Annotated in this window: 22 protein-coding genes; 13 read left to right on the forward strand and 9 right to left on the reverse strand. The window is 59.5% G+C overall.

The features are described 5' to 3' along the window. Positions 1-94 precede the first annotated feature (94 nt). Positions 95-2,233, forward strand: coding sequence for a catalase HPII (gene katE, locus PPUTUW4_RS00310; protein WP_015092902.1), 2,139 nt, complete (start codon positions 95-97; stop codon positions 2,231-2,233). A gap of 121 nt (positions 2,234-2,354) precedes the next feature. On the opposite strand, the gene PPUTUW4_RS00315 is transcribed toward katE, so the two are convergent. From PPUTUW4_RS00315 to zur, 4 genes are read right to left on the reverse strand one after another with little or no spacing between them, the layout of a single operon-like run. Next, entirely contained in the window at positions 2,355-3,071 is a 717-nt protein-coding gene (locus tag PPUTUW4_RS00315) for a PA5502 family lipoprotein (RefSeq protein ID WP_015092903.1), read from the reverse strand. Between the two features lie 37 nt (positions 3,072-3,108). After that, the gene (gene znuB / locus PPUTUW4_RS00320) at positions 3,109-3,897 is read right to left on the reverse strand and encodes a zinc ABC transporter permease subunit ZnuB (protein WP_015092904.1); all 789 of its coding nucleotides are present in this window, start codon (positions 3,895-3,897) and stop codon (positions 3,109-3,111) included. Continuing rightward, complete coding sequence (gene znuC, locus PPUTUW4_RS00325; RefSeq protein ID WP_015092905.1) at positions 3,890-4,675, reverse strand: zinc ABC transporter ATP-binding protein ZnuC; 786 nt, start codon at positions 4,673-4,675, stop codon at positions 3,890-3,892. The genes znuB and znuC overlap by 8 nt, the downstream gene beginning before the upstream one ends. Further along, positions 4,675-5,157, reverse strand: a complete 483-nt coding sequence (gene zur / locus PPUTUW4_RS00330) for a zinc uptake transcriptional repressor Zur (RefSeq protein WP_008045818.1) — start codon at positions 5,155-5,157, stop codon at positions 4,675-4,677. The genes znuC and zur overlap by 1 nt, the downstream gene beginning before the upstream one ends. A gap of 66 nt (positions 5,158-5,223) precedes the next feature. Between zur and PPUTUW4_RS00335 the strand changes: the two genes are divergently transcribed. Further along, the gene (locus tag PPUTUW4_RS00335; RefSeq protein WP_177325091.1) at positions 5,224-6,144 is read left to right on the forward strand and encodes a zinc ABC transporter substrate-binding protein; all 921 of its coding nucleotides are present in this window, start codon (positions 5,224-5,226) and stop codon (positions 6,142-6,144) included. Between the two features lie 90 nt (positions 6,145-6,234). On the opposite strand, the gene PPUTUW4_RS00340 is transcribed toward PPUTUW4_RS00335, so the two are convergent. Then, positions 6,235-7,185, reverse strand: a complete 951-nt coding sequence (locus PPUTUW4_RS00340; protein ID WP_015092907.1) for a homoserine kinase — start codon at positions 7,183-7,185, stop codon at positions 6,235-6,237. A 57-nt stretch (positions 7,186-7,242) separates the two neighbouring features. Next, the gene (locus tag PPUTUW4_RS00345) at positions 7,243-7,533 is read right to left on the reverse strand and encodes a DUF2782 domain-containing protein (RefSeq protein WP_015092908.1); all 291 of its coding nucleotides are present in this window, start codon (positions 7,531-7,533) and stop codon (positions 7,243-7,245) included. 74 nt (positions 7,534-7,607) lie between these two features. On the opposite strand from PPUTUW4_RS00345, the gene polA reads away from it, so the two are divergent. Continuing rightward, positions 7,608-10,412, forward strand: a complete 2,805-nt coding sequence (gene polA, locus PPUTUW4_RS00350) for a DNA polymerase I (protein WP_015092909.1) — start codon at positions 7,608-7,610, stop codon at positions 10,410-10,412. Between the two features lie 404 nt (positions 10,413-10,816). Here polA and yihA read toward each other — a convergent pair whose 3' ends face one another. Next, the gene (gene yihA / locus PPUTUW4_RS00355) at positions 10,817-11,461 is read right to left on the reverse strand and encodes a ribosome biogenesis GTP-binding protein YihA/YsxC (RefSeq protein WP_008018454.1); all 645 of its coding nucleotides are present in this window, start codon (positions 11,459-11,461) and stop codon (positions 10,817-10,819) included. 191 nt (positions 11,462-11,652) lie between these two features. Between yihA and PPUTUW4_RS00360 the strand changes: the two genes are divergently transcribed. The 7 genes from PPUTUW4_RS00360 (at position 11,653) to PPUTUW4_RS00390 (ending at position 18,905) form a co-directional block, all read left to right on the forward strand. Further along, positions 11,653-11,943, forward strand: a complete 291-nt coding sequence (locus tag PPUTUW4_RS00360) for a c-type cytochrome (RefSeq protein WP_015092910.1) — start codon at positions 11,653-11,655, stop codon at positions 11,941-11,943. A gap of 45 nt (positions 11,944-11,988) precedes the next feature. Next, positions 11,989-12,618 carry a c-type cytochrome gene (locus PPUTUW4_RS00365; protein WP_015092911.1) on the forward strand — a complete coding sequence of 210 codons (630 nt, stop codon included), beginning with the start codon at positions 11,989-11,991 and terminating at the stop codon, positions 12,616-12,618. Between the two features lie 199 nt (positions 12,619-12,817). Beyond that, positions 12,818-13,459, forward strand: a complete 642-nt coding sequence (gene dsbA / locus PPUTUW4_RS00370) for a thiol:disulfide interchange protein DsbA (RefSeq protein WP_015092912.1) — start codon at positions 12,818-12,820, stop codon at positions 13,457-13,459. A 14-nt stretch (positions 13,460-13,473) separates the two neighbouring features. Further along, positions 13,474-14,352: an endonuclease/exonuclease/phosphatase family protein gene (locus PPUTUW4_RS00375; protein WP_015092913.1), complete on the forward strand. Its 879-nt coding sequence runs from the start codon at positions 13,474-13,476 to the stop codon at positions 14,350-14,352. Continuing rightward, on the forward strand, positions 14,349-16,328 hold the full coding sequence (locus PPUTUW4_RS00380; RefSeq protein WP_015092914.1) for a GGDEF domain-containing protein: 1,980 nt from the start codon (positions 14,349-14,351) through the stop codon (positions 16,326-16,328). Before PPUTUW4_RS00375 ends, PPUTUW4_RS00380 begins: the two co-directional genes overlap by 4 nt. A 104-nt stretch (positions 16,329-16,432) precedes the next feature. After that, entirely contained in the window at positions 16,433-17,212 is a 780-nt protein-coding gene (locus PPUTUW4_RS00385; protein WP_015092915.1) for an N-acetylmuramoyl-L-alanine amidase, read from the forward strand. Positions 17,213-17,288: 76 nt separating this feature from the next. Further along, the gene (locus PPUTUW4_RS00390) at positions 17,289-18,905 is read left to right on the forward strand and encodes an EAL domain-containing protein (RefSeq protein WP_015092916.1); all 1,617 of its coding nucleotides are present in this window, start codon (positions 17,289-17,291) and stop codon (positions 18,903-18,905) included. A 7-nt stretch (positions 18,906-18,912) separates the two neighbouring features. On the opposite strand, the gene PPUTUW4_RS00395 is transcribed toward PPUTUW4_RS00390, so the two are convergent. Both PPUTUW4_RS00395 and algB read right to left on the reverse strand, forming a co-directional pair. Continuing rightward, entirely contained in the window at positions 18,913-20,703 is a 1,791-nt protein-coding gene (locus tag PPUTUW4_RS00395) for an ATP-binding protein (protein ID WP_015092917.1), read from the reverse strand. 10 nt (positions 20,704-20,713) lie between these two features. After that, positions 20,714-22,060 carry a sigma-54-dependent response regulator transcription factor AlgB gene (algB, locus tag PPUTUW4_RS00400; RefSeq protein ID WP_015092918.1) on the reverse strand — a complete coding sequence of 449 codons (1,347 nt, stop codon included), beginning with the start codon at positions 22,058-22,060 and terminating at the stop codon, positions 20,714-20,716. 438 nt (positions 22,061-22,498) lie between these two features. Here algB and PPUTUW4_RS00405 point away from each other — a divergent pair, with 438 nt between their 5' ends. The 3 genes from PPUTUW4_RS00405 to gltP all read left to right on the forward strand — a co-directional run bounded on the left by PPUTUW4_RS00405 (position 22,499) and on the right by gltP (position 25,194). After that, positions 22,499-22,786 carry a hypothetical protein gene (locus PPUTUW4_RS00405; RefSeq protein ID WP_015092919.1) on the forward strand — a complete coding sequence of 96 codons (288 nt, stop codon included), beginning with the start codon at positions 22,499-22,501 and terminating at the stop codon, positions 22,784-22,786. Positions 22,787-22,857: 71 nt separating this feature from the next. Beyond that, a complete protein-coding gene (locus PPUTUW4_RS27675; protein WP_003177151.1) occupies positions 22,858-23,022 on the forward strand; it encodes a DUF1328 domain-containing protein in 165 nt (54 codons plus the stop codon). Between the two features lie 840 nt (positions 23,023-23,862). Then, positions 23,863-25,194 carry a glutamate/aspartate:proton symporter GltP gene (gene gltP / locus PPUTUW4_RS00415; protein WP_015092920.1) on the forward strand — a complete coding sequence of 444 codons (1,332 nt, stop codon included), beginning with the start codon at positions 23,863-23,865 and terminating at the stop codon, positions 25,192-25,194. Positions 25,195-25,356: the final 162 nt, after the last annotated feature.

Raw genomic sequence — 25,356 nt, forward strand, 5'->3', positions numbered from 1 at the left:
ATAACGCGATCAAAGGTCAGAAAAAAGGAACGGCTGAATAAGCTCGTCAGTCACTACTTAGGCCACTGGAATATGCCTGAGGAGTTCACGCCTGATGAGTACCAAGAAGCCTGCCGCCACCAAGAGCGTCCTGGCCGGGACCGATACCCCGGACCGCCACAACACCAACGCCAAGCTCGACAGCCTGGAAGCATTTCGCTCCGATGCCACTGAGCAGGCCTTGCGCACTAACCAGGGTGTGAAGGTGGCGGACAACCAGAACACCCTGAAGGCCGGGGCCCGCGGACCGTCGCTGCTGGAAGATTTCATCATGCGTGAAAAGATCACGCATTTTGATCACGAGCGCATTCCCGAACGCATCGTTCACGCTCGCGGCACCGGTGCCCATGGTTATTTCCAGAGCTATGAAAACCACTCGGTGCTGACCAAGGCCGGTTTCCTGCAGGACCCCGCGAAGAAAACGCCGGTGTTCGTGCGCTTTTCCACGGTACAGGGGCCGCGAGGGTCAGGCGATACCGTGCGTGATGTACGGGGTTTCGCCGTGAAGTTCTTCACCGACGAAGGCAACTTCGACCTGGTGGGCAATAACATGCCGGTGTTTTTCATACAGGATGCGATCAAGTTTCCCGACTTCGTGCACGCGGTCAAACCCGAGCCGCATAACGAAATCCCTACCGGTGGCTCGGCCCACGATACGTTCTGGGACTTTGTTTCGTTGGTACCGGAGTCGGCGCACATGGTGATGTGGGCAATGTCCGACCGGGCGATCCCGAAAAGCCTGCGCAGCATGCAGGGCTTCGGCGTGCACACCTTTCGCCTGATCAATGCCGAGGGCAAGTCGCGCTTCGTCAAATTCCACTGGCGCCCTACCGCCGGCACTTGCTCCCTGGTGTGGGACGAAGCGCAGAAACTTGCGGGAAAGGACGCCGACTACCATCGGCGTGATCTGTGGGAGTCGATTGAGATCGGCGACTACCCGGAATGGGAGTTGGGGGTGCAGGTCATCGAAGAGGAAAATGAACACGCCTTCGATTTCGACATTCTCGACCCTACCAAGCTGATCCCCGAAGAACTGGTGCCCATCACGCCGTTGGGCAAGATGGTGCTGAACCGCAACCCGGACAACTTCTTCGCCGAAACCGAGCAGGTTGCCTTCTGCCCCGGGCATATCGTTCCGGGGATCGATTTCTCCAACGACCCCCTGCTGCAAGGTCGATTGTTTTCCTACACCGACACGCAAATCAGCCGACTTGGCGGGCCGAACTTTCACGAGATCCCGATCAACCGTCCGGTGTCGCCCTTCCACAACGGTCAGCGGGATGCGCAGCACCGCGCCACCATCGACAAGGGACGTGCGTCTTATGAGCCGAACTCCATCGATGGCGGCTGGCCAAAGGAAACGCCTGTTTCGGCGCAGGATGGAGGATTCGAGAGTTATCCGGAGCGCATCGACGCCAACAAGATTCGCCAGCGCAGCGAATCGTTCGCTGACCACTTCTCCCAGGCTCGCTTGTTTTTCCACAGCATGAGTGAGCATGAACGGGAGCACATCATCTCGGCCTACAGCTTTGAATTGGGCAAGGTTGAGCGTGAGGCGATCCGCGCCCGGGAAGTGAACGAAATTCTCGCCAATATCGATCTGGAGTTGGCCAAGCGAGTGGCGCAGAACCTTGGATTGCCTACGCCGGCTCGAGGAACCGTCGAGGTGCGCAAAACCGCACCGGATCACTCTCCGGCATTGAGCCAGGCCAATTTATTGCCGGAGAACATCAAGACGCGAAAAGTCGCGATTCTGGCGGCCAATGGCGTTGATAGCGTTGCGATTGATGCGATGAAGAAAGCGCTTGCAGCGCAGGGCGCTCACGCGAAGTTACTGGGGCCGACCTCTGCACCCGTGAAAACCGCCGATGGCAAAACCCTGGTGGTCGATGCTTCGATGGAGGGCTCGCCGTCGGTGGCATTCGACGCGGTGTTCGTGCCGGGCGGAGCCGCGTCGATCAAGGCGCTGAGTACGGACGGCGTGGCGCTGCATTACCTGCTGGAGGCATACAAACATCTCAAGGCTATCGCCTTGCAGGGTGAAGCGAAGCAGTTGCTGGATGTGTTGAAGCTGGAGGCTGATGCGGGATTGATCGTGGGGACGGACGCGAAGTTGATCAAAGGGTTTTTCGCCGCGATCGGGCAACATCGGGTTTGGGACAGGGAGGCGAAGGCCAGGGCGATTCCGGCCTGAGGATCTTTGGAGTTAAAGAGGCCGCCATCGCGAGCAAGCTCGCTCCCACAGGGATCCGAGTTGCCACAAATCTTGTGACCAACACGTCTCTACTGTGGGAGCGAGCTTGCTCGCGATGCTTTTAAGATTTGCGGGGCGTTAGAACCATCTGCGCCGGAACACTGCGCAAAATCTGTCGCTCCAGTTTCAGGTCAAACTCGGGATCGAGTTTGTTCACCCGTTTTGTCAGCAATGTCGCCAGCCAAGGGTAATCATCGGTGCGTGGAGCCTGAATGCTCACGCCGCACTGAAAATTCACCACATCGGCGGCGATGGCATCCAGTTGGCGACGCAGTTTGCCCATATCGTTGATATTCAGCGCGACCGTGGTGCTTTCAGCCGTCAGATCGATGACCTTGGCTTTTGGCTTGGCTTCGGCAGCCTTCAGGGCGGCTTCGGCTTTTTCCAGCTCGGCCTTGCGCGCCTGGGCAATCGAGCCGTTGACTCCGCCGGTCAGTGCCGGAGCCTTGGGCATCAACGCGCGGGCACGGCTCAGGGCGGTTGCAGCGGCATCCACATCACCTTTTTGCAGCACGATCTGGCTGCGGCGCAGATAGGCTTCGGCCAGTTGCCGCTGGTACTGCTCAAGGGATGCATCGTTGGGCGATTCGGCCTGCAAGGCCGCCAATTGGTCTTCGGCGGTGGCCAGTTCATCGCTGGCGATGTTTTGTTCCAGCTGTACGATGGCCGTGGCTCGCGCATTGGCGGCCTCGGTGGCCGCCGGTGGCGTGCTTTGGCAGGCGCCCAGCAGCAAAGAAAATGCGACAAGGAGCAGATAACGGGAGGCGAACGACTTCATTCCTGCGACTCTCTATTTGCGCAAAAAACGAGCAAGTCTACACCCCTCGGCGGGGCAGAACAAAACTCAGCAGAAACAGCGCGGCGGCTGCCACCACAATCGACGGGCCGGCCGGGGTGTCCTTGAACCAGGACAACGCCAGCCCGCCACACACGGCGAGTATGCCCAGCAGGCTCGCGCCCAGTGCCATCTGCTCCGGCGAGCGGGCGTGACGTTGTGCCGCAGCCGCCGGGATGATCAGCAACGAAGTGATCAGTAGCACGCCGACGATTTTCATCGCCACGGCAATCACCACGGCGATCAGCAACATCAGCGCCAGGCGCAATCCGGCCACCGGAAGGCCTTCGACCCTGGCCAGTTCTTCATGCACCGTGATCGCCAGCAATGGCCGCCACAATGCAACCAGCAAGGCCAGCACTGCCGCACTGCCGCCAAGAATCCAGGCCAGATCGGTTGGACTGATTGCCAGCAGGTCGCCGAACAGATACGCCATCAGGTCGATCCGCACTTCGTGCATGAAGCTTAGTACCACCAGGCCCAGAGAGAGCGTGCTGGGGGCGAGAATTCCCAAAAGCGTGTCGGATGCCAAGGGCTGACGTTGTTGCAAGGTCACCAGTAACACCGCCAGCAGCAGACAGCCAACGGTCACGGCAACCGTCGGGCTGACATCCAGCAGGAAGCCCAGGGCCACGCCGAGCAGTGCCGCGTGGGACAGGGTGTCGCCAAAATAAGCCATGCGCCGCCAGACCACGAAAGACCCCAGCGGGCCCGCGACAACGGCCAGGGCCAGGCCTGCAAGCAGGGCGTAGAGCAGAAAATCAGCCATGCTTGCAGCCATCTCCGTGAACATGGGGTTTGCCCGATGCGGGCGCCTTGACCACTGAGCCATGCAAGTCGTGGGCGTGGTCGTGATGGTGGTGATAAATCGCCAGGCTTTGTGCGTTTTTTCCGAACAGCTCGACGAACGCCGGATCGCCGCTGACCTGCTCGGGATGGCCTGAACAGCAGACGTGACGATTGAGGCAAACCACTTGATCCGTGGTGCTCATCACCAGATGCAAATCGTGGGAGACCATCAGCACGCCGCAACCGTGACGGTCGCGCAGGCGGGTGATCAGGCTGTACAGCTCAGCCTGGCCGGCCACGTCGACACCCTGTACCGGTTCGTCCAGTACCAGCAGTTCCGGTTCGCGCAACAGGGCCCGGGCCAGTAGCACGCGTTGCATTTCACCACCGGAAACGCTTTGCACCGGACTGTCGATGACGTGCTCGGCGCCGACTTCCTTGAGTGCCGCCAAGGCCATCGCACGGTCTACGCCCGGCACCAGGCGCAGGAAGCGCAGCACCGACAGCGGCAGGGTCGGATCGACATGGAGTTTTTGCGGCATGTAGCCGACCCGCAGTTTCGGCTTGCGCCAGACGTTGCCGCTGTCCGGTTTCAACAGGCCGAGCACGGCACGTACCAGTGTGGTTTTGCCGGCGCCGTTGGGGCCGATCAGGGTCACGATCTGCCCCGGCTCGACACTCAGCTCAATGTTGTCCAGCACCGGTTGCCCGGCGAACGTGACGGCAACCTGCTCTAGACGGATCAGCGCGTTGCTCATCAAGCCCCCTGGCAACCCGAGCACAGACCAACCACTTCGACGGTCTGGCCTTCGACGACAAACCCGACATCCCTGGCGCTGGCGATGATCGCGTCGCTGATGGATTTTTGCTCGAGCTCGATGGCGGCGTGGCACACACGGCAGATCAGGAACTGACCCTGGTGTGCATGTTCCGGGTGATTGCAGCCGATAAAGGCGTTGAGCGAGGAAATCCGATGGACCAGGCCGTTTTCCAGCAGGAAATCCAGCGCGCGGTACACCGTCGGCGGCGCGGCGCGGCGACCGTCCTGCTCGCTGAGGACCGCAAGAATGTCGTAGGCGCCCAACGGCTTGTGGCTTTGCCACACCAGTTCCAGCACCCGCCGGCGCAATGCGGTCAGGCGCAGGCCTTGACGAGCGCACAGGGCATCGGCCTCGGACAAAGCGCTGTGAACGCAATGCGAGTGGTCGTGGGGGCGGCTGGCAATCGGTGTTTTTAGCATGAGCGGCGACGAGTTTTGTGAGAGACGTTATTATGTTACCCGTTCTCGCCTCTTCGAGTGGTCATCGTGTCCCGTCTTTTTTCTATCTTTGTCGCATTTTTCACAAGTTTTCTGCTGATCGGTCCGGCGCAGGCCGAGGTCAAGGTCCTTGCCAGCGTCAAACCCCTGCAGTTGATCGCCGCAGCGGTGCAGGACGGCGTGGCGATTCCTGAGGTCTTGCTGCCACCGGGTGCCTCGCCGCACAACTATGCGCTGCGCCCTTCCGATGTACGCAAGGTGCAATCGGTGGACCTGCTGTACTGGATCGGCCCGGACATGGAAGGTTTCCTGCCTCGCGTGCTCAATGGTCGTACACTGCCCAGCGTGGCCGTGCAGGATTTGCCAGGCATGAAACTGCGCCGTTTTGCCGAAGATAGCCACTCCCACGCCGAAGAAGCCGACGACCACGACCACGATCATCGCCCAGGCAGCCTGGATGCACATTTGTGGCTGTCGCCGGTCAACGCCCGGGTCATCGCCACGAAAATGGCGGCTGACCTGAGTGCCGTCGATCCTGACAATGCCGTGCGCTATCAGAGCAACCTGAAAGCCTTCGACGAGCGTCTCGATGCGTTGGATGCGCGCCTGAAGAAACGCCTGGCCGATGTTCAGGGCAAGCCTTACTTCGTGTTCCACGAAGCGTTCGATTACTTCGAAGACGCCTACGGCCTCAAGCACGTGGGTGTGTTCAGCGTCGCGGCCGAAGTGCAACCCGGTGCCCAGCATGTCGCGGCGATGCGCGCGCGTTTGCAGGAAGTCGGCAAGACCTGCGTGTTCAGCGAACCACCGCTGCGTCCGCGCCTGGCGGAAACCCTGGTGGCGGGTTTACCGGTGAAGCTGGCGGAACTGGATGCGTTGGGCGGTTACACGCCGGCGACGGCCCAGGGCTATGAGCAGGTGCTGGAGAAATTGGGGAATGATCTGGCGGGGTGCCTGGAGTCGTTGTAATTCGAAAAAAATGGCGCCCCCATTCGCGAGCAGGCTCGCTCCCACAAGGATCACCGTGAACCTGTGGGAGCGAGCCTGCTCGCGAAGCCTTTAAAGGGCGAAAGGTAACGGCGTATTGACCGTCTGCCGCTGCGCCAGGCGCAGCTGGAATTCCATCGGATCGTGAATCAACACGTCCTGCCCGGCAAACGACTCTGCCGCGATCAAGCGTGACAACCAGAACCGTACGCAAGCCACCCGCAGCATGGTCGGCCACAACTCGGCTTCGGCAGCAGTGAACGGTCGCAGGGCCGCATAAGCGCCCAGCAAGGCCCGTGCTCGCGGTCCATCGATCACGCCCTCGTCGTCCGAGCACCAGTCGTTCAAGGCAATCGCCACGTCGTAGAGCATCGGCCCGGAGCAGGCGTTGTAGAAGTCGATCAGTCCGGTCAGGTGTGTGCCTTCGAACATTGCGTTGTCGCGGAACAGATCGGCGTGAATGTTCGCCCGCGGCAGAGCGAGGATTTTTTCTTTCTGTCGGGTGATTTCTTCCAGCGCCCGTTGCAGCAGGTCCTTCTGTTCGGCACCGAGGTGCGAGAGGAACTGCGTGCCCTCTTCCAGCATCCAGTCCAGGCCGCGATCGGTTTTGCGCTTGATCATGTTGGCCTGGGTCGCCAGGTGCAGATGGCCAAGCAACTCACCGACCTGCGCGCAATGTTGCGCATTGGCTTGCTTGATGTGCTTGCCGGCCAGGCGTGGTTGCAGCAATGCCGGTTTGCCCGCCAGTTCGCGCAAGGCCACGCCGTCGGTGGTGCGCAGGGCGTAAGGCACTGGAAGGTCGGCGCCGTGCAGCACGTCGAGCAGTTCGATGAAGAACGGCATTTCCTGAACCGGGCCGCGCTCGACCAGGGTCAGGACAAATTCGCCCTGCTCCAGGCTGATAAAAAAATTGGTGTTTTCGCTACCGGCGGCAATCCCCTGGAAATCAAGCAGGCGGCCGAGGCCATAAGGGGCGAGAAAAGCTTCCAGCTCGGGCCGAGCCAGGGGGGTGAACACAGACATGTTTAAGCTGCCAGTACGGGCGCCATTGTTGAGCCAGCGCCGATTGAAATTAAGAAACTACTTCCACTCGAAAATCTTCCACGACGGAATCAGCATATCGGGCTGATCCGAGCGGATAAAGTTACCGTCCGATCCATCGGCGCGCACCAGAAAGTAGGGTTTTCCGCCCTTCGGTGTTACCTGAATGGCATACAGGAAGCCATTTTGGCGGTATTCCTTGATCGTATTGTCGCCTTCCGTGCGAATGGTCACATCCGGTTCCGGCGATGGCGCATCGTCCGCCGCCATGACGGCCAATGGAGTGATTGCAAACAAGCCAGCCAGCAACAGGCGATTTAGTGTGCGCATGATAACCTTGTCCCTTTGTCGTCAACGGTCCCGCTATTCTAGCGCCGGACCCGCCGAAAAGGTTGATCCTGCTCATGAGCCAAGCCCCCCTCGTCCTGGTGGACGGTTCTTCTTACCTGTACCGCGCCTTTCACGCGCTGCCACCGCTGACCACGTCCAAAGGCCTGCCGACCGGCGCGGTCAAGGGCGTGTTGAACATGCTCAAGAGCCTGCGCAAGCAATATCCGAATAGTCCGTTTGCCGTGGTGTTCGACGCCAAGGGTGGGACTTTTCGCGATGACATGTACGCCGAATACAAGGCCAACCGTCCGAGTATGCCTGACGACATGCGCGTGCAGATCGAGCCGCTGCACCAGAGCGTGATCGCCCTGGGCTTCCCGCTGCTGTGCGTCGAAGGCGTAGAGGCCGATGACGTGATCGGCACCCTGGCCCGCAGCAGTGCGGCGGCGGATCGTCCGGTAATCATCTCCACGGGCGACAAGGATATGGCGCAACTGGTCGATGGTCACATTACCTTGGTCAACACCATGACCGGTAGCAGCATGGACGTGGAGGGCGTGAAGGAGAAATTCGGCGTCGCTCCGGAGCAGATCATCGATTATCTGGCGCTCATGGGCGATTCTTCCGACAACATTCCGGGCGTTCCGGGGATTGGCCCGAAGACGGCTTCAGGCCTGCTGGTCGGTGTGAACGGCGGTCTGACCGAGCTCTATGCGCAGCTCGACATCGTGCCAACCCTGCCGATTCGCGGTGCCAAGACCCTGCCGGCCAAGCTCGAAGAGCACAAGGAAATGGCCTTCCTTTCCTATCAGTTGGCGACCATCAAGGTCGACGTACCGCTGGACATTGGCCTCGACGACCTGCAAATGGGCGCGGAAGATCCGGCGAAACTCTACGAGTTGTACAGCCTGCTGGAGTTCAAGAGCTGGCTGAACGACCTTGATCGCGACGCCAAACGCCTGGAACTGAGCGCTGCCGCCGAGCCTGCACCGGCCAACGATCTGTTCAGCGAACCAGAGGCCGAAGCACCGGCCGCCGCTGCTGAAGCCGCCTACGAAACCATCCTCGATCAGGCGCGTTTCGATGCCTGGCTGGAAAAGCTGAACAACGCCAAGCTGTTTGCCTTCGACACCGAAACCACCGGCATCGACGCGCAGCAGGCGCAATTGGTGGGGCTGTCATTCGCGGTTCAGGCTAACGAAGCGGCCTACATCCCGTTGACCCATTCCTACATCGGCGTGCCGCAGCAGCTGGATCGCGACACGGTCCTGCGCGCGCTAAAGCCGATTCTGGAAGACCCGAACAAGCTCAAGGTCGGCCAGCACGCCAAGTTCGACATGAACATCCTGGCCAACTGCGCAATCGGTGGCGTACAGGACAACGGCATCACCGTGCGCGGCATCGCCTTCGATACCATGCTCGAGTCCTACGTGCTCAACTCCACGGCCACGCGCCATGACATGGACAGCCTGGCTCAGAAGTATCTGGACCACACCACGGTGAGCTTCCAGGACATCGCCGGCAAAGGCGTGAAACAGCTGACGTTCGATCAGATCGCCCTTGAGCAGGCCGGGCCTTACGCCGCCGAAGATGCGGACATCACCCTGCGACTGCACCAGGCCCTGTTCGAAAAGCTCTCGGCCATTCCGAGCCTGGCCAGTGTGCTGACCGACATCGAAATCCCGCTGGTGCCGGTGCTGGCGCGCATCGAGCGCCAGGGCGCATTCGTCGACGCCGCTCTGCTGGGCGTGCAAAGCATCGAGCTGGGCGACAAGATGGTCGCACTTGAGCGCGAAGCCTTCGAGATTGCTGGCGAGGAATTCAACCTCGGTTCGCCCAAGCAGCTCGGCGTGATCCTCTACGAGAAACTCGGCCTGCCAGTGCTGAAAAAGACTGCCAAGGGCCAGCCGTCCACGGCCGAAGAGGTGCTGGCCAAGCTGGCGGAAGACGACTACCGATTGCCGAAAGTGCTCATGGAATATCGCTCCATGAGCAAGCTGAAAAGCACTTACACCGATCGTTTGCCGGAACAGATCAACCCGCGCACCGGGCGGATCCATACGTCTTACCACCAGGCTGTCGCCTCCACCGGGCGCCTGTCCTCCAGCGATCCGAACCTGCAGAACATCCCGGTGCGTACCGCCGAAGGGCGTCGTATCCGCCAGGCCTTCGTGGCCCCGGCCGGTTACAAGCTGCTGGCGGCGGACTACTCGCAGATCGAGTTGCGGATCATGGCGCACCTGTCACGGGATGAAGGGCTGATGAACGCCTTCCGCCACAATCTGGACGTGCACACCGCGACCGCCGCCGAAGTGTTCAAGGTCGAACTGGCCGACGTGACCTCCGACCAGCGCCGCAGCGCCAAGGCGATCAACTTCGGCCTGATCTACGGCATGGGGGCGCAGAAGCTCGGCAAGGACATTGGCGTCGACACCAAGACCGCCAAGGCTTACATCGATACCTACTTCGCCCGATACCCCGGCGTACGCCAGTACATGGACCGCACGCGTGCCCAGGCCGCCGAGCAAGGTTATGTCGAGACGTTCTTCGGGCGTCGCCTGTATCTGCCGGACATCAACTCCAACAAGCCGCAAGAACGCGCCGCCGCCGAACGCACGGCAATCAACGCACCGATGCAAGGCACCGCTGCGGACATCATCAAGAAAGCCATGGTCGCTGTGGATAACTGGCTGACCGCGTCCGGCCTCGACGCCAAAGTCATTTTGCAGGTGCACGATGAACTGGTGCTGGAGGTGCGTGAAGACCTGGTCGACAAGGTTCGCGATGAAATTCGCGTACACATGAGCGAAGCCGCGAAACTGGACGTGCCGTTGCTGGTCGAAGTGGGTGTTGGAAATAACTGGGATGAGGCTCACTGAGCCTTCCTGTAGGAGCGAGCTCGCTCGCGATGGAGTGTCAGGCACATCGTGTTCGACTGAAATTCCATCGCGAGCAAGCTCGCTCCTACAGAAAATGTCGTGTTCTTGCTGCGGCATGGTGCCGCGGCAGAAGGGTGCAAACAGCTTAGTCCGCAAGGCTATCGGCGTTATTTCAAAGCTATTTGAAAAAAATCTGAACTAATCTTGCGAAGCACCACTCAGAGGTACTGAATGGCTGGTGAAGCCCTTCGATGCTCCTATGTTGTGTTAAGTGTTGGCAGATATCTGGACCCCGCCCTAGCGGTCTAGAGCTTGAACCCCGGAACTTCTCCCTCCCCATATGAAGCCCGGGGTTTTTTTGCCTGCAGAAAGCTGTCTGGAGTGCCCAGACAGCTTTCGCTGCCTTACTGGGCTTCTACCTCGGCGCCCTTGTCCGCCAGCTCCATCCAGCCTGCCAGTACGGTATAGGCTTCTTCCAGGCCCATGCGTTTCGGGGCCGAGAACAGCTGAATCGTCACCAGATCGCCCCAGCCCTTGCGGATTTCCGCCTGAACCTTGAGCAGCGTGTTCTTGGCCGCGCCATAGGTCAGCTTGTCCGCTTTGGTCAGCAGAATGTGCATCGGCATGCCGGCAGCCACGGCCCAATCGAGCATAAGCAGGTCGAAATCGGTCATCGGATGGCGGATGTCCATCATCAGGATCAGGCCTTTCAAACTCTCGCGACCACCCAGGTACGCTTCCAGGTGACGCTGCCAGTGTTGCTTGAGCGGGATCGGTACTTTTGCATAACCGTAGCCCGGCAGGTCGACCAGACGGCGTTCATCGTCTAGCTTGAAGAAATTCAACAGTTGCGTGCGCCCCGGGGTTTTCGAGGTGCGCGCCAGGCTGGCGTGGGTCAGGGTGTTCAAGGCACTCGACTTGCCGGCGTTGGAACGCCCGGCGAAGGCGACTTCGAAGCCCTCGTCATCCGGACATTGGTCGACTTTGGCGGCGCTGAGCATGAAGGTGGACTGTTGGCACAGACCGAGGATGGGATTCTTGAGTTGCATGGGATTTCCGATGTGGGCGGCGCCAGGAATGGGTGCGGCAAGCAGTGTCGCTTCCGTTTCAGTGACGCCAGTATATAATGCCGCAGATTTTGTGTGCGCTTTGTCCCAGCGTAGGATGAAGTTCACGAGAGCGACAGACCTTGATTGCGCACTAGAACGCAGCTCGCTCTCAACCCTGAAAAGGTCGTTTTATGACGAAATGGCTGCTAGCTGCCGGTGTCTTGATGCCGCTTTACAGCGCTCAGGCTACACAGGATCCGGAAGCTGTGTACAACCGTGTTTGTGGTGCCTGTCATTCCGGCCAACTACCCATGGCGCCGAAAAAAGGCGATCAGGATGCTTGGACGCCGAGGTTGGCGAAAGGTATGGAGACGCTGGTGCAACACGTGACCCAGGGTTTCAAGGCGATGCCGCCGCGTGGTTTGTGCATGGACTGCAGTGCCGAGGATTACCAAGCCATCATCCTTTGGATGAGCGAGTAAGCCCGGTCCATAACTCTTAACCCTTAGCCGTAGTTGGATTAGCTGATGAAGAAATTGATCGTGAGTCTGCTGTTGACCGTGGGCATCTCCGGCATAGCCCATGCTGCAGGTGAGGCAGTACAACCGGGTGATGCTAAAGCTGGCCAGGCCAAAGCCGCCGTCTGTGGCGCCTGCCACGGTCCGGATGGCAACAGCATGGCGCCAAACTTTCCCAAACTGGCGGGTCAGGGTGAACGCTACCTGACCAAGCAATTGCACGACATCAAGTCGGGCAAGCGCACTGTTCTGGAAATGACCGGCCTGCTGACCAACCTGAGCGATCAGGACCTGGCGGACATCGCCGCCTACTTCGCCAGCCAGAAAGGCAGCGTTGGTGCCGCCGATCCTAAAGTCGTCGCTCGCGGTGAAGCCCTGTTCCGTGGCGGTGACCTGGCCAAGGGCCTGCCATCCTGCACCGGCTGCCACTCGCCAAATGGCGCCGGCAACGCAGCCGCCGGCTTCCCGCACCTGGGTGGCCAGCACGCTCAATACATCGCCAAGCAACTGACCGATTTCCGCAAGGAAGAAGGCGGCCGCACCAACGATGGCGATGCCAAGACCATGCAGACCATCGCCAAGCGGCTGAGCGACGAAGACATCGCCGCGGTGTCCAGCTACATCCAGGGCCTGCACTAAGGCCGGCGGATCGGGCGTTGAACGGGGTAAATATCGCCTGCAACGTTAACGCTCGATTAATCCGTTGCAACGAGTATAAAAAGGGTGGCCTTGGCCGCCCTTTTTTGTGGCCGCTGCCGTTACACTACAGAACTCAAGCCCGCCAGGACCTGTCTGAAAACACGTTGCGCGAGGCGAAAAACTTGTCCAGGAGTGAAGCATGCGTAATCTGATCATCAGCGCCGTTTTTGCCGCTGCCAGCCTGTTCGGCATGACTGCCCAGGCTGCTGAAGCCCCCGCCGCACCTTATGTCGAACTGAGCAATCCGGTTCCGGTCGCCGTGCCTGGCAAGATCGAAGTGGTGGAGCTGTTCTGGTATGGCTGCCCGCACTGTTATCACTTTGAGCCGACAATCAATCCCTGGGCCGAAAAACTGCCATCGGATGTGAACTTCAAGCGTATTCCAGCGATGTTCGGCGGTCCTTGGGACGCTCATGGTCAAATGTTCCTGACTCTTGAATCCATGGGTGTTGAGCATAAGGTTCATGCCGCGGTGTTCGACGCGATCCAGAACAAGAAAATGAAGCTGACCGATAAGAATGATATGGCCGAATTCCTGGCTACCCAGGGCGTAGACAAGGAAAAATTCCTGGCCACTTTCGACTCCTTTGCGATCAAGGGACAGGTAGTTCAGGCCCGTGAACTGGCCAAAAAATATGAGATCTCCGGCGTTCCAACCCTGATTGTGAATGGCAAATACCGCTTTGACGTAGGCTCCGCCGGCGGTGCCGAACAGGCCCTGCAACTGGCCGACAAACTGATCGACAAAGAGCGAGCGGCTAACAAGGCTGCCGCCAACTAAGGGCAGTCACTGCCATGCGCCGATGGGGTACTGAACGCATCGTTGGCCTGCATCATCCGCGGGTCAACGAGCATCATCTGGAATCCACGGGCTTGCCCGCAGACAGTCGTCTGCGCTTGCTCAGTTTCAATATCCAGGTCGGCATCAGCACCGAGCGTTACCGGCATTACCTGACCCGGGGCTGGCAGCATCTGCTGCCGCACACCGGGCGTGCCGACAATCTGCAGAAAATCGGCAATCTGCTGGGCGACTTCGATCTGGTCGCCTTGCAGGAGGCCGATGGTGGCAGCCTGCGTTCAGGCTACGTCAATCAGGTTGAGCATCTGGCCCAGCTCGGCGCCTTCCCCTACTGGTATCAACAACTCAATCGCAATCTCGGTCGCCTGGCCCAGCACAGCAATGGCGTGCTCAGTCGATTGCGCCCGTGGGCCATTGAAGATCATCCGTTGCCGGGCCCAAAGGGGCGCGGAGCCATCCTGGTGCGCTTCGGCGAAGGCCCGGAAGCATTGGTAGTCGTCATGATGCACCTGGCGCTGGGTGCCCGGGCGCGCAGCCTGCAACTGGCCTATATCCGCGATCTGATTGGCGACTACAAACACCAGGTGCTGATGGGCGACATGAACACCCATGCCAGTGACTTGCTGCAAAATTCCGCGTTGCGCGATCTCGGCCTGCTCGCGCCGCAAATGGAAGCAACGTTCCCCAGTTGGCGTCCACAGCGCTGCCTGGACCATATCCTGCTGAGCCCGAGCCTGACCCTGGAAAAGGTCGAGGTGCTGGCACAGCCCATTTCCGATCACCTGCCGGTCGCGGTAGAGATTCGTCTGCCGGGTTCGCTCACGGCCGATGCATTGCCCGCGTTGAGTCCTGCCCCTCGCGGAACCCATGAATGAGCGACGAAGCACAGCGCTGGAAAGAGAAATACCTCAAAAGCATCGAACAACAGGAAAAGCTCGAACGTCGCTGGGACGCGCGGCTCGACTTGCTGCGCCGTGGACTTGTGCGCAGCACCCTGGCGGCGGAAGGTACTGACCGCGCGGTTGACCAATGCATGAAGGAAATGCGCGAGGTCGTGCGTACCGACGACATGGACGCCGGCCTGGCCGCGCTGATTCCACGCCTGGAAAAAGCCGTGCTCGACTCCGAGCAGCGTCGGGAAACCCGGATCAACCAGACCAGTGCCGCCCTGACTGCACTGGTCACTCAACTGCAAACATTGCCGCTGCCTCGGGATGTGAGCCGGCCACTCAAGAGTTTCGCCAGGCAACTGGATGCGCGGGTCAGTCAGGCGCGTGAGATGCCCTTGTTGCTCAGCGAGCTGAGTGGCTTGCAAGGCAAGGCCCTGAGCCAGCTGGAGACCCCGACGGAACCTGGTCGGCCGGGCTTGTTGCAGCGATTGTTCGGCGGTCGTGAAGCGGAAGAAGCGGTGGCATCAACGACTGCTTCTCCTGCGCCAGCGGCCCCGGACGCGATTGAGACGGTAATTTGCGAAGTGCCCATGGCTGAGCGAGTTGAAGAGGCGTCCGCGCCGGCCGAGCCAGCCGAGGCCTCCCCTGCTCCGGCAGTCGTGGCCCTGGCACCTGCGGCTGCGGAGCCTCAATCCGCCAGTGCAGGCGCGGCAGAAACCGGGTCGACCGAGAAGCCGACCCCGGAAACCATCGAAACACCTCTTGAGTCGCAAGTGAACCCCGACGAGCTGATCGTGCCAGCATCGCCGGATGGCCAGGCCTTGCTTGCGACTCCGACAGAGGAGGTGGTCGCCGCAGATCAGTCTCTATCCGGTCACGACACGTTCTATGCACTCCCGGATACCCCAGAGCCCTCCTACAGCTCGGTGGCCAGCCACATCGAACACACGCTGCTGGGGCTGCTCGAAGACCTGACATTGCCCGAGCGTCATCGCCCGCAAGCCGAATCCATGCGCGATCGTCTGAAAAACGGGTTGAACTGGTACGAATTACTACCGATTCTCGACGACTTCGCCACGTTGATGCTGGCCATTACCGACAGCGGCCAGCATGAGTTCGAAGCCTACCTGCAACGATTGAACGAGCGCCTCGAATCGTTCCAGAGCAACTTGCAGGCCGCCACCGCAGGGCACGCCGACAACCGTTCGGCTGCGCGGCAGATGGACACGCAGATCCGCGAACAGGTTGATGGCTTGCAAAGCAGCATGCAGGAAGCCGCGGACCTGGAAGGTCTCAAACACGTTCTGGAAAACCATCTCGAAGGCTTGCTGGGCACCATGGACCAGCACCAGAAACAACGCGATGAGCGCGAGCAAGAGGTCGCTGCGCGCCTGCACAGCCTGGCCGAGCGCGTCGCCCATATGGAGCAGGAGGCCCAGGGTTACCGTGAGCATCTTGAAGAGCAACGGCAGAAGGCATTGGTCGACCCGTTGACCGGCCTGCCCAACCGCGCGGCCTGGAGCGAGCGCCTGGAGCATGAAGTCAAACAATGGCAGCAACATGGCAATACGCTGTTACTGGCCATGCTCGACCTCGATCATTTCAAGCGCATCAACGATAACTACGGGCATCTGGCCGGTGACAAAGTGCTGAAGATCATTGCCAGCGTGTTGCGCAAGCGTCTTCGCGCAACGGACTTCATTGCCCGGTTCGGCGGCGAGGAGTTTGTGCTGTTGATGCCATCCACAGTGCCGGCGGCGGGACTGAAGTTGCTGGAAAGCCTGCGTGCCTCCATCGAGGCCTGTCCGTTCCACTTCAAGGGAGAGCCGGTGACCATTACCGTGTCTGTCGGAATGTCGGCGTTCAGGCCGGGTGAGCACAGCGATCAAGTGCTTAAAAGAGCCGATCAGGCGTTGTACCGTGCAAAAAATGCCGGACGCAACCGCGTGGAGCCGGGCTGAGCATTATTTGTTCCATATTTGTTTAATTCGTGGCGATTGCCGTCAACCCGCAAGGCATTACGTTACACTGTTGCATTATTGTCTTGTGTGTACTGCCTTTCGCCATGAAATATCTTGCTCTGATCCTGTCACTTGTTCTGCTGGCTGGCTGCGCCAGCGGTCCCCGTTTTGACACCAGTCATCCTTCAGCCAATTACGACAGTCGTGTGCAGTTCGTGGTGGTGCATTACACCAACGCCTCGATGGAGCGTTCGCTGCAACTGCTGACCCGCGGCGAAGTCAGCAGTCATTACCTGATCGGTGACGACAAGGGCGCCACAATCTACAAGCTGATGGATGAAAATGTTCGTGCCTGGCACGCCGGGGAGAGCGAATGGGATGGCCGGACCTGGCTCAATTCCAGTTCCATTGGTATCGAAATCGTCAACCCGGGGTTCAAGGACACTCCAAACGGGCGCGTGTGGTACCCCTACAGCGAAGATCAGGTTCAGTCCTTGATCGTATTGCTCAAGGACATCAGCAAGCGTCAGGGCATCAAGCCTCGCGACATCATCGGACATAGCGATATTGCGCCGTTGCGCAAACTGGACCCAGGGCCGCTGTTCCCCTGGAAGCGTCTGGCTGCCGAGGGTCTGGGTATCTGGCCGAACGAACAGGCGGTCGCGCGCCAGCAAATGCTGTTTGCCGATCAGTTACCGAGCATCAGCTGGTTTCAGGCGCAATTGGCCCGCCTGGGTTATGCCTCGCCACAAACCGGCGAGCTCGATGTTGCGACACGACATGTGATAGCGGCATTCCAGATGCACTTCCGCCCGGCACGCTTCGATGGCACTCCGGATGCGCAAACAGCCGCGCTGCTTTTGGTGTTGAATCAGACAAAATAATGGCGCCCGCCCGGCGGTCCGGGCTATTTCCCAATCAGCAGCTATAACTCATTGGTAATCCATCGGATATTACGCAATGACTGCTGCTCGAGAGACCTTCCGTAGTTGGTTCCATCGCCCCTGGTTCCTGGGGCTGATGTCGGCTGTCTTGAGCGCAACGTTATTGATGGCCGGCAGCCTGTTCGTCGCCATTCATCAGGTCGAGCAAAACGAAAGCGAAGAAATGAATGCTCAGGGTGAACGTTTTCTCGCCCGCCTGGAACAGCTCTTCGGGCAACTGCGGGAAAGCCTGGACGACCTTGAAGCGCAACCGCTGCGTGGTTGCGATGCTGAAATGATCGCGACCTTGCAACAGGTTACGTTCAATTATCGCTTCGTCTACGAAGCCGCCTACATGGATTCCTCGCGAATCTGCTCCAATCGCCCTCGCCAGGAAGGGCTGTCGCTGATTCGACCGCCAGACATCAAAGGCCCGACCTACAGCTATTGGCTCAATACCACCACCGAACCCGATGAAAACCGCGCCGCCCTGATGCTCGGGCGCGGGAATTTCCGGGTCGCGACCTCTCGCGGGCATTTGACCGATATGGTCGACCTGTCGCCGGGCAGCAGCCTGCTGGTAGTCCTGGACCATGGTAAGCGCGCGATTCCGGTGTTGGGTTCTTCGCAGATCTGGCCACCGGTCGAGGCCTGGCCCCCGAAAAATCGCGATGCGCTGCAGATCACCCAGACACGCCTGATATACCGCATGCCCACCGACAACCCGGAGTATCAATTGGTGTTGATCAGCCTGCGTACGGGCATGCATATCCCTTCGGTCTGGTGGTGGCTGCTACCGGCCAGCCTTGCGCTGGGTATATGCGTCGGGTTCCTGGTGTTCCTGCTGGTGCAACAGCGGCAGTCGCTGGATGCCGAACTGGCCGGGGCGATTCGCCGGGGCGAGTTGCAGGTGCTGTATCAACCGATCTTCGACCTCGATAGCCGCAACTGTGTCGGGGCTGAAGCGCTGCTGCGCTGGCGCAGGCCGGACGGTACCCTGACCAGTCCCGACCTGTTCATTCCGATGGCGGAGGACACCGGGCAGATTCGCCAGATGACGGATTTCGTCTTGCAACGTTTGCTCGAGCAACTCGGCCAGTTGCTGCGTGCCAACCCGCAACTGTACATCTCGGTCAATCTCGCGGCGTGTGATGTGATGGTTCCGCGCATCGGCCAGGTGATGGCGAGGCTGCTGACCCTGCACCGCGTCGCTGCGCGGCAAATCGCCTTCGAGGTTACCGAGCGTGGGCTGGTCGATGTGGTGGTGGCCCGGGAAAACCTGCAATCGCTGCGGGATGTCGGGCACCAGGTGTTGATCGATGATTTTGGCACTGGCTACTGCAGCCTCGCCTATTTGCAAACCCTGCCGGTGGACTGCCTGAAAATCGACAAGGCGTTCATTGATGCGTTGGGACATGACGCCGCCAGCAGCGGTGTGGCCCCGCACATCATTCACATGGCCCAGTCACTGCATTTGAAGGTGATTGCCGAGGGCATCGAACATGAGGCCCAGGCCGAGTTCCTGAGCAGTGAAGGCGTGAAGTTCGGCCAGGGTTGGCTGTTCGCCCACGCGCTGAGCGCGGTTCAGTTCATTGAATTGATCACCCGGGGGCGACGTCTGGCGGGCGGCCGGCGCCTGGATGACGAAGCGTGACCACGATCTAAACCGTCAGCGCCATGTAGAACTGAGTGCCCTGCCCCGGCCGTGAATAGACGCCTATCCGTCCGCCATGCAATTGCACGATTTCCTTGCACAATGCCAGGCCGAGACCGGCTCCGCCTTTCTTGCGTCCGACCTGCACGAACGGCTCGAAGATCCGCCCCTGCTGACCGTAGGCAATGCCTTCGCCGTTGTCCTCGACACTGATGATGACCCGATCGCCGTGGCGCCGGGCGTGCAAGCGTATCCGCCCGCCGGGCCCGGTGTGACGCAAGGCGTTGTCGATCAAATTATCGAGTACCCGCTCCAGTTGTGGCTGATCGGCCTGCAAACGCGGCAAAGGCCCCTGCACTTCCACCAGCAGACTGATTTCCTTCTCTTCGGCCGATGTGGCAAAGCGTGACTGAGCCTGTTCCAGCAACGCCTCGATGGAACACGGCGCCAGGGTGAGTTTCTGCAAACCGTTCTGGTAACGGGAGAAATTCAACAGGTCATTGATCAGCTGCATCAGTCGCTGCATCTCTTCATTCACGGTATCGAGCAGGTCGGCTTCCCGGGAGTCCGGGGCAAAGTGTGTGCGCTCGCGGAACAATCCGAAGGCCATGTGCATGCCGGTAACCGGTGTGCGCAATTCATGGGAGGCGCGCAATACAAATTCGCTGCGTACCCGTTCGAAGGCACGCTGCTCCGTGACGTCATGCAGCACCATCACGGCACCGAGAATATGGCCCTGGGTGTGGCTGACCGGGGTCAGGCTAAAGGTCAGCAGTCGCGACTCGCCGTCGACTTCGACACTCAAGTCCTCCGGCGCCCTTTCCAGGGTGCCGCCGCGCAGCACCAGTTGCAGTTGCTCATCGAGTTCGGGGCGCTCCAGTGCCGTGCCCAGTCCCTGTCCCAGGCGATCGGACTCCCAGCCCAACTGACGCTGGGCCACAGGGTTAAGGTGTTCCAGATGGCCCTGACGGTCGATCATCAGCAGCCCGTCGTCGATGCTGTCGAGCACGGCCTGCAAACGCTGCTGGCCGGCCAGCAACTCATCGACGTTGGTGGCCTGGTGTTCACGCAGCGCCTGGGCCATGATCCCGAAACGCCGGGTCAGCTGGTTGAGCTCCACTGCCGAGGAGATCGGCAGGGTGACATCGAAATTGCCCTGGCCGATATTGTCCGCCGCCTTGGCCAGGGCTTCGATGGGTGCCCCGAAACGCCGGGCAATGGCCTGCGCGGTCACGAAGCCGATGATCAGCACCGCCAGCCCCACCAGGGCAAGTAACCCTGCAATCAGCAGTGCCCGCTCCCGGGCCTGGCGCTCGGTATCATTGATGTTATCCAGGGCGCGCTTGTGCTCGGCGATCAGACCATTGCGCAGTGCGTTGAATTTTTCCGTCAGGTTGTCATGGCTGCTGAGCACAGTCGAAGGGTCCGGGGACGCCTCATAAGCTTCGATAAAGCGCTCGTAGTCAGCCTTGGCTTTTCTGAAGCCGTACTCGCTTGCGTTTAGCTCGGGTTCCTGGGCGATGCCTTCCTCCAGCAATTGGAAGTAGTGCTGCTTCGAGGCGGCGAAAGCGGCGGAGTCAGGCTTCTCGCTGAGCATGATGATCAGTTGATCACCCAGGGTCTGGCGCAGCTTGAGTCCCAGGTCCAGGGTGATGAAGTTACTGCGGGTCAGTGCTTCCTGGCTGCCGGCCATCTGCATCACGCTGACCAGCCCGAGCAGGAGACCGAGCAAGGCGACAGTGATCAGTGCGGAGATGCTCAGGAAAAGCCGGGTCCGCAATTTCATCGCCAGTTTCATCGGCTATTGCTCACAAGTTGTACTGCTTGCGTTTGCGGTACAGCGTCGAGGCATCGATGCCCAGGGTTTTTGCCGCTTGATCCAGCGTGTCGGCGGTGGCGAGGACCGCGCCGATGTGGGCCTTTTCCAGCTCATCCAGGCTCAGCGCTGCGCCGATGCGCGGTGCATTGTTGACCGGGGTTTCGGCCATGCCCAGATGACTGATCTCGACCCGCTCCTGCGGACAGATGATGCTCGCGCGCTCTATCACGTTGCGCAGCTCACGGATGTTGCCCGGCCAGCGATAGCCCAGCAGGGCTTCCCGGGCCTCGTCGCTTAGCGCGCGCGCGGGACGGGCATACTCCTTGACGAAACGCGCCAGGAAACGATCGGCCAGGTTCAGGATATCTTCACGGCGTTCGCGTAGCGGTGGCAGGTGCAGGGTAATGACATTCAGGCGATAGAGCAGGTCTTCACGGAAACGCCCATCGCGGACCATGTCCTCGAGGTTGAGGTTGGTGGCTGCAAGGATGCGCACATCGGCACGGCGGGTCACCGGATCACCGACGCGCTCGTACTCTTTGTCCTGAATGAAACGCAGCAACTTCGGCTGCAATGTCAGGGGAAAATCGCCGATTTCGTCGAGAAACAGCGTCCCGCCGTCCGCCTGGTTGACTCGACCCAGGGTGCTTTCGCTGGCGCCGGTGAAGGCGCCACGACTGTGGCCGAAGAGCTCGCTTTCCATAAGCTCGGCGGTCAGCGACGGGCAGTTGATCGTGACACAGGATTTCTTCGCGCGTTTGCTCCAGCCGTGAATGGCTTGGGACAGCTCACCCTTGCCGGTGCCGGATTCACCGAGAATCAGGATATTGGCATCGGTCGTGGCCACCTGACGCGCGGTTTCGAGTACCACTTTCATGGCCGGGCTGTGGGAGTCCAGACCATCCTTGGGCTTGCGCACTTCACCTTCCAGGGCTTCGAGCCGCGCCGACAGCTGCCGCAATTCCAGTTGCTTGGCGGTTGCCAAGCGCAATTGATCGGGGCTGCACGGTTTGACCAGATAGTCGGCGGCACCGGCCTGGATCGCATCCACCGCGGTGTCGACGGCTGAGTGCGCAGTGACGATCACCACCCGCATCCAGGGCGCCTGGATACGCATCTGGGCCAGCACATCCAGGCCGTTGTCTTCACCCAGACGCAAATCGAGGAAGCACAGGTCGAAGACCTGGCGCTGCAACAGGGCTTCTGCCTGCGCGGCGCTGGTGGCGGTGGCCACGCTGTAGCCTTCGTCTTCAAGGCAGTAACGGAAAGTGCGCAGGATGGCGGATTCATCATCAACCAGCAGAATGCGGCCTTGGTGCTCAGTGGCTGATTCCATTTTCCTACGCTCCTTAATGAATGATCTTGATTTAGTCCCGGAGAAATCGGGCAAGTTGCATGATTGATTCTGGGCCATTCCTGTCATGGCAGGGTAGCTTTCATCCGATGTATCGGTTTGCCAGCTGATGTCGCGGCTTTTTTAATAGATGTCCGGTTTCCGACAGCGGCCAGTGTGTATTTCTGACATCTGCGTCCTCCTCTCAATTCAAAAAATTTACATCCTCCTTCAAACGAATCGTGCAATACGCACGACCGTACAAGTGGCATCGTGCAGGATGCGTACGATGTGATTTCTTTGATGGTCTTAAAGTGTTGATATTAAAAGAAATTAATTCATTTCAATGCTGGCATGCGGGCTGCAATTGTCTGGTTGACCAGGGCATTCAAAAACAGACGCCCGCTATCGAATACCGACCCTAGTGGTAGGAGCTCCAGGATGAACCGTCAACGTGTCGCCCACCTGCACCTCTCGCCTTTGCATATTCAGCAAGGACTGTTTGCTGTTCTGGCGTTGTTGCTCACCCTTATCGGTGGCCAACAGTTTCTGCGCTGGGAGCAGAGTCTGCAGCCGCAAGCGCCACAACTGTCAATTGAGCATCCGACCCAAACCCATTTCAGTGCTGTTGGCAGCCTTCAGACCGATAGCCCCCCGATGCGCATGATGGACGTCGACCAGGCCGGGCCTGCAGGTGAGATACATCACCAGGAGCGCTGGGTGTTCTAGGTAAAAAATTCCGCCGCAGCGATGTGCCGGGAAACGCAACACCTCTAAATAGAAGCGTAAGGAGAATCACCATGTTGAGCTGGGCAATCACATTCCTGATCATTGCCATCATCGCCGCAGTACTGGGCTTCGGTGGTATCGCGGGCACCGCCACGGGTATCGCCAAGATTCTGTTTGTCGTGTTCCTGGTGATGTTCATTGCTTCCTTCTTCTTTGGCCGTCGCGGTCGAGGCTGACATGAAAGGTTTGTTCAATACGCTGGCAGCCGCCCTGCTATCAGGGCGGTAGTGCCATGGCATGCGGGCTGAGGCTTCTGCGGCATGCCTGAGGCCCTCATGCAGGGCTTGTCGGTAGAACAGAATTTGTACACGAAGGAGGTCACAGCGCCTCTTTCTATCTGCGTCACCTGAGGAAGGTGGGCGCATGACCAAGGGGTCGGGATGTTCTGCCTGCTTCAGGGGCGGAGTGACCTACGGGTACAGGGAGTACCTGCGTAAGGGCCGGGTCAGGAAAAGCTGCTGCGCAAGTTCGCCGGACCACCATGGCTCGACGAGCTTGCGCAGGGCTGGATCAAGCAACACATTGAAATAGAGCGCTCGTCTCGATTTCATCACTGTTATCGGCTCCCTGTCCCTGTTACGTCGGAAATTACTTTTCCCGGTGTTTCACAGGCGACCGTATATCGAGAAAAATCCCTTTTTTTTGGTCGCGATTTTTCGCTTTGTCCTACGGGATTTTGTTGAAAAATCAACGCTCGGCCACTGCTCAAAAAACATTCAATCTGCTCTGTGATGACCGGTTCACGGCACTTATGCCTGCCGAAATGTCGCAATCGAACCGATTGCGACGCCGCATTCAGCAAAAAAACTTCATGCCGATTCGGCATAGGGTAGGCGTTTACGGCATTAGACGGCGCTTCCTTGCATCGGAATAGTTGCGCCTTTTTTCGCCTGCCAGAGAGCCGCAAACACGCGTTCCGGGGCACCTTATACGGGGGGTAGATGCACTAGACTTTTTCGCCATGAGCGTTCCAGTTCGCGCATCTCCCTGAGTCAAACGCAAGTAAGGGTAAAGATATGAAGAAGGCAAAGCTTAGCCTCGCCTGGCAGATCCTCATCGGTCTGGTATTGGGGATAGCAATCGGTGCGCTGCTCAACCATTTCAGTGCCGAAAAAGCCTGGTGGATCAGCAACGTCCTGCAACCAGCAGGCGATATCTTTATCCGTCTGATCAAGATGATCGTGATCCCGATCGTCATCTCCTCTTTGATCGTCGGCATTGCCGGCGTCGGTGACGCCAAGAAGCTGGGGCGCATCGGCTTCAAGACCATCGTCTACTTCGAAATCGTCACTACCATCGCCATCGTGGTCGGTCTGCTGCTGGCCAACCTGTTCCATCCGGGTGCCGGCATCGATATGAGCACCCTGGGCACCGTGGACATTTCCAAGTACCAGGCGACTGCCGCCGAGGTCCAGCATGAACACGCGTTCATCGAAACCATCCTCAACCTGATCCCGTCGAACATCTTCGCGGCCATGGTTCGCGGCGAAATGCTGCCGATCATCTTCTTCTCCGTATTGTTTGGTCTCGGGCTGTCGAGCTTGCAGGCGGACCTGCGCGAGCCGCTGGTGAAGATGTTCCAGGGCGTGTCGGAAAGCATGTTCAAGGTCACTCACATGATCATGAACTACGCCCCGATCGGCGTGTTCGCACTGATCGCGGTGACTGTGGCCAACTTCGGCTTCGCGTCGTTGATACCGCTGGCCAAGCTGGTGATCCTGGTTTACGTCGCCATCGCCTTCTTCGCGTTCGTGATCCTGGGCCTGATCGCTCGCCTGTTCGGCTTCTCGGTGATCAAGCTGATGCGCATCTTCAAGGATGAGCTGGTACTGGCCTACTCCACCGCCAGCTCCGAAACCGTGCTGCCGCGCGTGATCGAGAAGATGGAAGCCTACGGCGCGCCGAAAGCCATTTGCAGCTTCGTGGTACCGACCGGTTACTCGTTCAACCTCGACGGCTCGACCCTGTACCAAAGCATTGCGGCGATCTTCATTGCCCAGCTCTATGGCATCGACCTGTCGATCAGCCAGCAACTGCTGCTGGTCCTGACGTTGATGGTCACCTCCAAAGGCATCGCCGGCGTACCGGGCGTGTCCTTCGTGGTCCTGCTGGCCACCCTCGGCAGCGTCGGTATTCCACTGGAAGGCCTGGCGTTCATCGCCGGTGTCGACCGCGTCATGGACATGGCCCGTACCGCACTGAACGTGATCGGCAACGCCCTGGCTGTTCTGGTTATCGCTCGTTGGGAAGGCATGTACGACGACGCCAAGGGCCAGCGTTACTGGAACTCCCTGCCGCACTGGCGTAGCAAGGAAAAGCTGCCGGCGGGTGAAACCTCCAGCAACTGATACAAAACCTGTGGGAGCGAGCTTGCTCGCGATGACCGACTAAAGCCGACATTGATGTCGACTGATACACCGCTATCGCGAGCAAGCTCGCTCCCACAGTGATCTACGAAAGCCGCACCAGACAAACCCCGGAGAAATCCGGGGTTTGTCGTTTCTGGTCAC

The sequence above is a fragment of the Pseudomonas sp. UW4 genome, assembly GCF_000316175.1.
GTDB classification, from domain to species: domain Bacteria; phylum Pseudomonadota; class Gammaproteobacteria; order Pseudomonadales; family Pseudomonadaceae; genus Aquipseudomonas; species Aquipseudomonas laurylsulfatiphila.

What these genes read in the sequence shown, in the direction of transcription:
- katE (WP_015092902.1), top strand. Translation starts at nt 95, where the DNA reads ATGAGTACCAAGAAGCCTGCCGCCACCAAGAGCGTCCTGGCCGGGACC.
- PPUTUW4_RS00315 (WP_015092903.1), bottom strand. Translation starts at nt 3,071, where the DNA reads ATGAAGTCGTTCGCCTCCCGTTATCTGCTCCTTGTCGCATTTTCTTTG.
- znuB (WP_015092904.1), bottom strand. Translation starts at nt 3,897, where the DNA reads ATGGCTGATTTTCTGCTCTACGCCCTGCTTGCAGGCCTGGCCCTGGCC.
- znuC (WP_015092905.1), bottom strand. Translation starts at nt 4,675, where the DNA reads ATGAGCAACGCGCTGATCCGTCTAGAGCAGGTTGCCGTCACGTTCGCC.
- zur (WP_008045818.1), bottom strand. Translation starts at nt 5,157, where the DNA reads ATGCTAAAAACACCGATTGCCAGCCGCCCCCACGACCACTCGCATTGC.
- PPUTUW4_RS00340 (WP_015092907.1), bottom strand. Translation starts at nt 7,185, where the DNA reads ATGTCTGTGTTCACCCCCCTGGCTCGGCCCGAGCTGGAAGCTTTTCTC.
- PPUTUW4_RS00345 (WP_015092908.1), bottom strand. Translation starts at nt 7,533, where the DNA reads ATGCGCACACTAAATCGCCTGTTGCTGGCTGGCTTGTTTGCAATCACT.
- polA (WP_015092909.1), top strand. Translation starts at nt 7,608, where the DNA reads ATGAGCCAAGCCCCCCTCGTCCTGGTGGACGGTTCTTCTTACCTGTAC.
- yihA (WP_008018454.1), bottom strand. Translation starts at nt 11,461, where the DNA reads ATGCAACTCAAGAATCCCATCCTCGGTCTGTGCCAACAGTCCACCTTC.
- PPUTUW4_RS00360 (WP_015092910.1), top strand. Translation starts at nt 11,653, where the DNA reads ATGACGAAATGGCTGCTAGCTGCCGGTGTCTTGATGCCGCTTTACAGC.
- PPUTUW4_RS00365 (WP_015092911.1), top strand. Translation starts at nt 11,989, where the DNA reads ATGAAGAAATTGATCGTGAGTCTGCTGTTGACCGTGGGCATCTCCGGC.
- dsbA (WP_015092912.1), top strand. Translation starts at nt 12,818, where the DNA reads ATGCGTAATCTGATCATCAGCGCCGTTTTTGCCGCTGCCAGCCTGTTC.
- PPUTUW4_RS00375 (WP_015092913.1), top strand. Translation starts at nt 13,474, where the DNA reads ATGCGCCGATGGGGTACTGAACGCATCGTTGGCCTGCATCATCCGCGG.
- PPUTUW4_RS00380 (WP_015092914.1), top strand. Translation starts at nt 14,349, where the DNA reads ATGAGCGACGAAGCACAGCGCTGGAAAGAGAAATACCTCAAAAGCATC.
- PPUTUW4_RS00385 (WP_015092915.1), top strand. Translation starts at nt 16,433, where the DNA reads ATGAAATATCTTGCTCTGATCCTGTCACTTGTTCTGCTGGCTGGCTGC.
- PPUTUW4_RS00390 (WP_015092916.1), top strand. Translation starts at nt 17,289, where the DNA reads ATGACTGCTGCTCGAGAGACCTTCCGTAGTTGGTTCCATCGCCCCTGG.
- PPUTUW4_RS00395 (WP_015092917.1), bottom strand. Translation starts at nt 20,703, where the DNA reads ATGAAACTGGCGATGAAATTGCGGACCCGGCTTTTCCTGAGCATCTCC.
- algB (WP_015092918.1), bottom strand. Translation starts at nt 22,060, where the DNA reads ATGGAATCAGCCACTGAGCACCAAGGCCGCATTCTGCTGGTTGATGAT.
- PPUTUW4_RS00405 (WP_015092919.1), top strand. Translation starts at nt 22,499, where the DNA reads ATGAACCGTCAACGTGTCGCCCACCTGCACCTCTCGCCTTTGCATATT.
- PPUTUW4_RS27675 (WP_003177151.1), top strand. Translation starts at nt 22,858, where the DNA reads ATGTTGAGCTGGGCAATCACATTCCTGATCATTGCCATCATCGCCGCA.
- gltP (WP_015092920.1), top strand. Translation starts at nt 23,863, where the DNA reads ATGAAGAAGGCAAAGCTTAGCCTCGCCTGGCAGATCCTCATCGGTCTG.